Here is a 2,065-nt window from a genome sequence, read left to right as displayed (position 1 = left end):
ATTAGATAACATCACGCCAGTCTTAATACATAACGCTTACTACCAAAAACAATCTCTAGCGGTCCTTATGATCGATGTTGACGAGTATAAAGCTTATAACGATTTTCATGGGCATTTAGAGGGCGACGAAGCGCTTCGTATTATCAGTCGCTTACTTAAAAAAACATTCACAACCAAGAATGACTACCTTTTCAGATATGGCGGTGATGAGTTCATGGCGATTTGCTTCGGACAGAGTAGTAGTGATATTGAAAATAAGGTTGTCACTCTGCGAAAGATGTTAAATGAAGTCAAATTAGCAAACCCTAAAGCTCTCTATGCGGAACAATTAACACTCTCTATTGGTGGGGTTAACGTCGACTTAGCCAGTGACAATGTGGATCGAAACTTTAAAATGATTTGTGATATTGCAGACAAACAGCTCTATCAAATCAAAGAAAATGGCCGTAACAACTATAATTTGGTCGATTGCAGATTACTTAAAGTCGAGCTTGTTTAGTTCAACTCTGTATACAACCCCCCATAAAAAGAAAGCCCCTGATATCCAATATCAGGGGCTTCATCTATTTAGAGTATGTATTACTCTGAATTCGCTAGCTTAAAGCTAACAATCTTGTTTATTTACACACGACCTTGCAAAGGAATGATCGTCACCGTTTCACCGGCTTTTACAGTGTCTACCGCTGGTGAAATCTCGATTAGACAGTTTGCTTCGCTCATTGAACGTAGAATACCTGAACCTTGCTTACCGGTTGTTTTTACTTCAAGCACGCCTGATTCGTTCATTGAGAACACGCCACGGCTGAACTCAGTACGACCTTGACGAGAACGTAATTGCTCAGTCGCTATCGCGTTCGCTTTCACTGGTGTCCAGTTAGTTTGACCTTGTAGCTTGCGGATTGCAGGTTCTACAAAGTTAATGAACGACACCATCACGGCTACTGGGTTGCCAGGTAAACCGAAGAAAGGTTTGTCTTCAATTTTGCCGTAAGCAAGAGGGCGACCTGGACGCATGTTGATACGCCAGAAGTTAATCTCACCCAACTTATCTAACGCGAGTTTGATGTAGTCAGCATCACCAACAGACACGCCACCAGAAGTCAGAACCATATCGGTCTCTAACGACGCAGCATGAAGTACATCCATCATCTTTTGTTCGTCATCTTCGATAATGCCGTAATCAACGATGTCGCAACCTAGCTTTTGAAGCATGCCGATGATAGTGAAACGGTTCGAGTCGTAGATAGAGTTTGGCTTTTGCTCAACGCCCGGTGCCTGAACTTCATCACCCGTTGAGAACACACCCACCTTCACTTTACGCAGAACAGGGCAGGTACCGAAACCTAACGACGCCATCATACCCATTTCTGGTGCTTCGATGCGTGTGCCACGTGTAAAGACAGGTTGGCCAATTTCTAAATCTTCACCGGCCATACGGACATTTTGTCCAACGGAGATTTTCGCATCTGGGAAGCTAACTTTATCGCCATCTTGCACGGCTTGCTCACGCATCACAACAACATCAACGCCATCTGGCATTGGTGCACCCGTCATGATCTTAACAGCTTCACCTTGTTGAACGGTTTTGTCGTAGCTGTGACCAGCCATAACTTCAGCAACAATGTTGTAGCTATCCAATTCAAGATCTTCACTACGAATCGCGTAGCCATCCATTGCAGAATTAGTATTCTGTGGGACGTTGATTGGCGAGATCACATCTTCAGCCAACACACGACCGTAGCCTTGCAGTAATTCAACACTCTCTGTGAGATCAAGCGCGTCAATGCTATCAACAATCTTTTGTTGGCCCTGAGTTACGGTTAAACCTGCTGGAGAGAACGAATCACAACACACCGCGGGCGCTGCGTCTTTTGAAGATGAGCATGACGCTGCTTTGCCTTTTGTAGAGGAAAGGTCAAAGGACTGCGCGTAATCGATGATGAAATCACGAATCGCTTCTAAGTCGTTGATCGACATTTGAGGTAAGTCAGATTCAACGTGGCTATCAGCAGCAATAGCAATGATGTTGTCATCGTTTTGGTACAACCAAGGTTTACCCACTTCA

2 protein-coding genes are annotated in these 2,065 nt (G+C 44.3%); one reads left to right on the top strand and one right to left on the bottom strand.

The annotated features are described in order from the left end of the window. Positions 1-499, top strand: a 499-nt coding sequence (locus AB4653_RS26595; protein ID WP_372105725.1) for a GGDEF domain-containing protein, incomplete at its 5' end; no start/stop codon positions are given. 122 nt (positions 500-621) lie between these two features. Here AB4653_RS26595 and AB4653_RS26590 read toward each other — a convergent pair. Further along, positions 622-2,065, bottom strand: a 1,444-nt coding sequence (locus AB4653_RS26590; protein WP_372105724.1) for a bifunctional molybdopterin-guanine dinucleotide biosynthesis adaptor protein MobB/molybdopterin molybdotransferase MoeA, incomplete at its 5' end; no start/stop codon positions are given.

This window comes from Vibrio sp. 10N.222.48.A3 (assembly GCF_041475345.1).
Taxonomy (GTDB): Bacteria; Pseudomonadota; Gammaproteobacteria; order Enterobacterales; family Vibrionaceae; genus Vibrio; species Vibrio tasmaniensis_A.
Note: the sequence above shows the minus strand (reverse complement) of the source record. Positions and strands in the feature narration are given on the sequence as shown.